5 protein-coding genes are annotated in these 4,106 nt (G+C 65.8%); all 5 read right to left on the reverse strand.

Features of this window, described 5'->3' with window-relative positions:
- Nucleotides 1–114, reverse strand: a 114-nt coding sequence (locus RMO40_RS01910) for a twin-arginine translocation signal domain-containing protein (protein ID WP_309715515.1), incomplete at its 3' end; no start/stop codon positions are given.
- Nucleotides 115–284: 170 nt separating this feature from the next.
- Nucleotides 285–1,415 (reverse strand): acyl-CoA dehydrogenase family protein, encoded by a 1,131-nt coding sequence (locus RMO40_RS01915; protein WP_309715507.1) that lies wholly within the window; start codon nucleotides 1,413–1,415, stop codon nucleotides 285–287.
- Nucleotides 1,402–2,493 carry a histidinol-phosphate transaminase gene (gene hisC, locus RMO40_RS01920; protein WP_309715509.1) on the reverse strand — a complete coding sequence of 364 codons (1,092 nt, stop codon included), beginning with the start codon at nucleotides 2,491–2,493 and terminating at the stop codon, nucleotides 1,402–1,404. Before hisC ends, RMO40_RS01915 begins: the two co-directional genes overlap by 14 nt.
- Before the next feature lie 10 nt (nucleotides 2,494–2,503).
- The gene (locus RMO40_RS01925; protein ID WP_309715510.1) at nucleotides 2,504–3,682 is read right to left on the reverse strand and encodes an acetyl-CoA C-acyltransferase; all 1,179 of its coding nucleotides are present in this window, start codon (nucleotides 3,680–3,682) and stop codon (nucleotides 2,504–2,506) included.
- Between the two features lie 41 nt (nucleotides 3,683–3,723).
- Nucleotides 3,724–4,106, reverse strand: a 383-nt coding sequence (locus RMO40_RS01930; protein WP_309715512.1) for an isocitrate dehydrogenase kinase/phosphatase-domain containing protein, incomplete at its 5' end; no start/stop codon positions are given.

Below are 4,106 nucleotides of genomic sequence, written 5' to 3' on the forward strand. Positions count from 1 at the left end.
CAGCGAGGTGGTCTGCGCGTTCGACACCATGGGCGCGGCCAGGGCACCGGCGCCTGCGGCGGCGGCGGAAGCGCGTTTGAGGAAGCGGCGGCGCTGGGGAGCGGGGGTGGTCACTTGATGTCTCCTTCGATGTGGTCGGTCGGTCAACCGAGGGCTGCACCCATCTGTGTGCGGGCGAAGGCCTATCGTAGGGACAGCACAGCCCGGTGCTGCTGGCGGAAACCCGGGGAAGACCCCCTGTGAGTGCTGTGGGAATTACTTATGCGGGCCCACGCCAATGAGCCTCACTGCAACGCACGACCGATCAGGATTTTCTGCACATCGCTCGTGCCCTCGTAGATCTGGCAGACGCGCACGTCGCGGTAGATGCGCTCGACCGGGAAGTCGCTCACGTAGCCATAACCGCCGTGGATCTGGATCGCGGCCGAGCACACCTGCTCGGCCATCTCGCTCGCAAAGAGTTTCGCCATGGCGGCCTCTTTCAGACACGGCTGGCCTGCGTCTTTGAGGCTGGCGGCGTGGTGGATCAGCTGGCGCGCCGCTTCGATCTGCGTGGCCATCTCGCCCAGGCGGAATTGCACCGCCTGGTGTTCGAAGATGGGTTTCCCGAACGCCACACGCTCCTTTGCATATTTCAAGGCCGCGTCGAACGCCGCACGCGCCATGCCGACGGCTTGCGAGGCAATGCCGATGCGCCCACCCTCCAGGCCCGAGAGCGCGATCTTCAAACCCTGGCCTTCGTCGCCGATCAGGTTGGCCGCCGGGATGCGGCAGTTCTCGAACAGGATCTGCGCGGTGTCGCTTGCGTGCTGGCCCATCTTGTCTTCGAGCCGCGCCACGGTGTAGCCAGGCGTTTTTGTCGGCACGATGAAGGCGCTGATGCCCTTCTTGCCCGCCACCTTGTCGGTGACCGCCATCACGATGGCCACGTCACCGGTCTTGCCGCTGGTGATGAATTGCTTGACGCCGTTGAGCACGTAACGCTCGCCGTCTTTCGTCGCGGTGGTCTTCAAGCCATCGGCCTGCGAGCCGACATGCGGCTCCGTCAGGCAGAAGGCGCCGAGCATGTCGCCACGCGCGAGCGGCTTGAGCCATTGCTCCTTCTGCGCGTCATTGCCCCAGGCCATCAGGATGGAGCACACCGGGCAGTTGTTGACGCTCACGATGGTGGAGGTGGCGCCATCACCAGCGGCGATCTCTTCCAGGATCAACGACAGGCTCAGATAGTCGAGCCCGGCGCCGTCCCACTCGGTGGGCACGGCCACGCCGTAGCAGCCGAGTGCGGCCAGGCCCTTCAACTCGGCGGCGGGGAAGTGGCAGGTTTTGTCCCACTGCGCGGCGTGCGGCGCAATCTTGTCTTGCACATACGCGCGCACGGCGTCTTGAACCGCACGGTGGTCTTCAGACAGCAGCATGGTGTGTTTCTCCGATCAACTCGGTGAGCGCTTTCACCAGCGCATCACACTGCGCATCGGTGCCGATGCTGATGCGCAGGTGGTCGGCGATGCGCGCCGGCTCGTCGAAGCGCCGCACCAGGATGCCTCGCTCACGCAAACCCGCCACCAGCTCGGTGCCACGCTGCGCAGGGTGGCGCACGAACAGGAAATTCGCCTGAGACGGCAAAACCTCGAACTGCAAGGCCTGCAGTGATGCAGCCAGGCGCTCGCGGCTGTCGATCACGGCGCGGCGGGTGCGCTCGAAGTACGGCGCATCGTCCATCGCCGCGATGGCGCCGGCCGTGGCCAGGCGGTCAAGCGGGTAGGAGTTGAAGCTGTCTTTGACACGCGTGAGCGCTTCGATCAGCGGCGCCTGGCCCATGGCAAAACCCACGCGCAGGCCGGCCAATGAGCGCGACTTGGAGAGCGTCTGCACCACCAGCAGGTTGGGGTGGGCTTCAATCAGCGGCACGGCCGATTCGGCGCCAAAGTCCACATAGGCTTCGTCGATCACCACCAGCGTGTCGGGTCGTGCGTGCAAGAGCCGCTCGATCTCGGCGCGCAGCACGGCGCGGCCGGTGGGCGCATTGGGGTTGGGGAAGATGATGGCGCCCGCCTCGGGCTGCAGGTAGTCGTCGACGTTCAGCCCGAGCTGTGCATCGAGCGGCACAGTACGGTGGGCAATGCCATAGAGCCCGCAGTACACCGGGTAAAAGGCGTAGCTGATGTCTGGGAACAAGAGCGGCCTGTGTTCGCCATGGTTCAGCAAGGCCATGAACACATGGGCCAGCACCTCGTCGGAGCTGTTGCCCACGAACACCTGCTCTGGCGCCAACCCGAACTGCCTGGCCACGGCCGTGCGCAAGGCCAGCCCGGTGGGCTCAGGGTAGAGGCGAAGGCTCTCGCCCACCTCGGCGCGCAGCGCCTCCAGCACGCGTGGGCTGGGTGGATAGGGGTTCTCGTTGGTGTTGAGCTTCACCAGCCCGCTGATCTGCGGCTGCTCGCCCGGCACGTAGGGGGTGAGTTGGTGAACGATGTCACTCCAGAAAATGCTCATGGGAGACCCGTCACACCAACTCCACAGCCATCGCAGTCGCTTCGCCGCCGCCAATGCACAGCGCCGCCACGCCACGCTTCTTGCCGTATTGGCGCAAGGCGCCGAGGAGCGTGACGACGATGCGCGCTCCGCTCGCGCCGATCGGGTGGCCGAGCGCACACGCGCCGCCATGCACGTTGACGATCTCGTGCGGCAGCTTGAACTCGTGCATCGCCGCCATGGTGACGGCGGCGAAGGCTTCGTTCACCTCCCACAGGTCGACATCTTTCACCGACCAGCCGGTTTGTTTGAGCAGCTTGTCGATGGCGCCCACCGGCGCGGTGCTGAACCAGGCGGGGGCCTGCGCATGCACCGCGTGGCCGCGGATGTGCGCGAGCGGCGTGAGCCCCATCCTGACGGCGGTCGATTCGCGCATCAGCACCAGCGCGGCCGCGCCGTCGGAGATGCTCGATGCATTGGCGGCGGTGATGGTGCCGTCTGGTCTGAACGCGGGTTTCAGCCCGGGGATCTTGTCGAGCTTGGCCTTGGCCGGCTGTTCGTCGTACTTGATCACCGTGTCGCCACCCTTGCCCGACACGGTCACCGGCGCCATCTCCCAGTCGAAGCTGCCGTCTTCATTGGCCTTCTTGGAACGCTGCGTCGACGCAATCGCAAACGAATCCTGTGCCTCACGCGTGAACTGGTACTTGGCCACACACTCTTCGGCAAACACGCCCATCGCTCGGCCCTTGTCGTAGGCGTCTTCCAGGCCGTCCATCGCCATGTGGTCGAACATCTGCGCCGCGCCGTAGCGCACGCCCTTGCGCGCAAACATCAGGTGCGGCGCGTTGGTCATGCTCTCCATGCCACCGGCCACCACCACGTCGGCGCTTTCGGCCCGCAGCATGTCGTGCGCAAACATCATGGCGCGCATGCCCGAGCCGCACATCTTCGACAGCGTCACCGCCCCCGCCGACTGCGGCAGGCCCGCCCCGAGTGCCGCCTGGCGCGCCGGCGCTTGGCCCTGCCCGGCCATCAGGCAGTTGCCCATCAGCACTTCGTTGATGGCGTCGCCGGGCACCCCGGCTCGCGCCACGGCGGCCTGGATGGCCACGGCGCCCAGCTGGTGCGCCGCCAGGCTGCTGAAGTCCCCCAACATGCCGCCGATGGGTGTGCGGGCGGCCGAGACGATGACGATGGAATCTGACATGGCGGTACTCCTTGCGGTTGAAACAGGCTTCAAGACAAGCCTCAAGCCAGGCTGTTGTCGAGAAACGAGGTGTTGTCGCTCCCGGGCTCGGCCCGGCGCTCGGTGCCGGCAGGCGGCACACCGTCGCGCACCCGTCGCTGGTTCTTGAAACGTTTGCCCGGCTCGTACGGAAACACGTCGTGCACGTGGCCTGCCTTGATGCGCTCCTTGTGGCCGTGCCAGAAAGCCGCGTCGAGCAGGTCGGCATGGTGTTTCATGAACACCTCGCGCACGCTGGGGTTGCCCAGCAGAAAGGGCTCGAAGGTCTCGGGGAACACATCATGCTTGCCCACGCTGTACCAGATCTCGCCCGACATCTCTTCTTCTTCGTTGCGCGGCGTGGGCACCTTGCGGAAGTTGCAGTCGGTCAGGTACTCGATCTCGT

The organism is Rhizobacter sp. (assembly GCF_031412075.1).
GTDB lineage: Bacteria > Pseudomonadota > Gammaproteobacteria > Burkholderiales > Burkholderiaceae_C > Rhizobacter.

Coding starts and splice junctions, on each gene's coding strand:
- RMO40_RS01915 (WP_309715507.1), bottom strand. CDS start 1,415: ATGCTGCTGTCTGAAGACCACCGTGCGGTTCAAGACGCCGTGCGCGCG.
- RMO40_RS01925 (WP_309715510.1), bottom strand. CDS start 3,682: ATGTCAGATTCCATCGTCATCGTCTCGGCCGCCCGCACACCCATCGGC.
- hisC (WP_309715509.1), bottom strand. CDS start 2,493: ATGAGCATTTTCTGGAGTGACATCGTTCACCAACTCACCCCCTACGTG.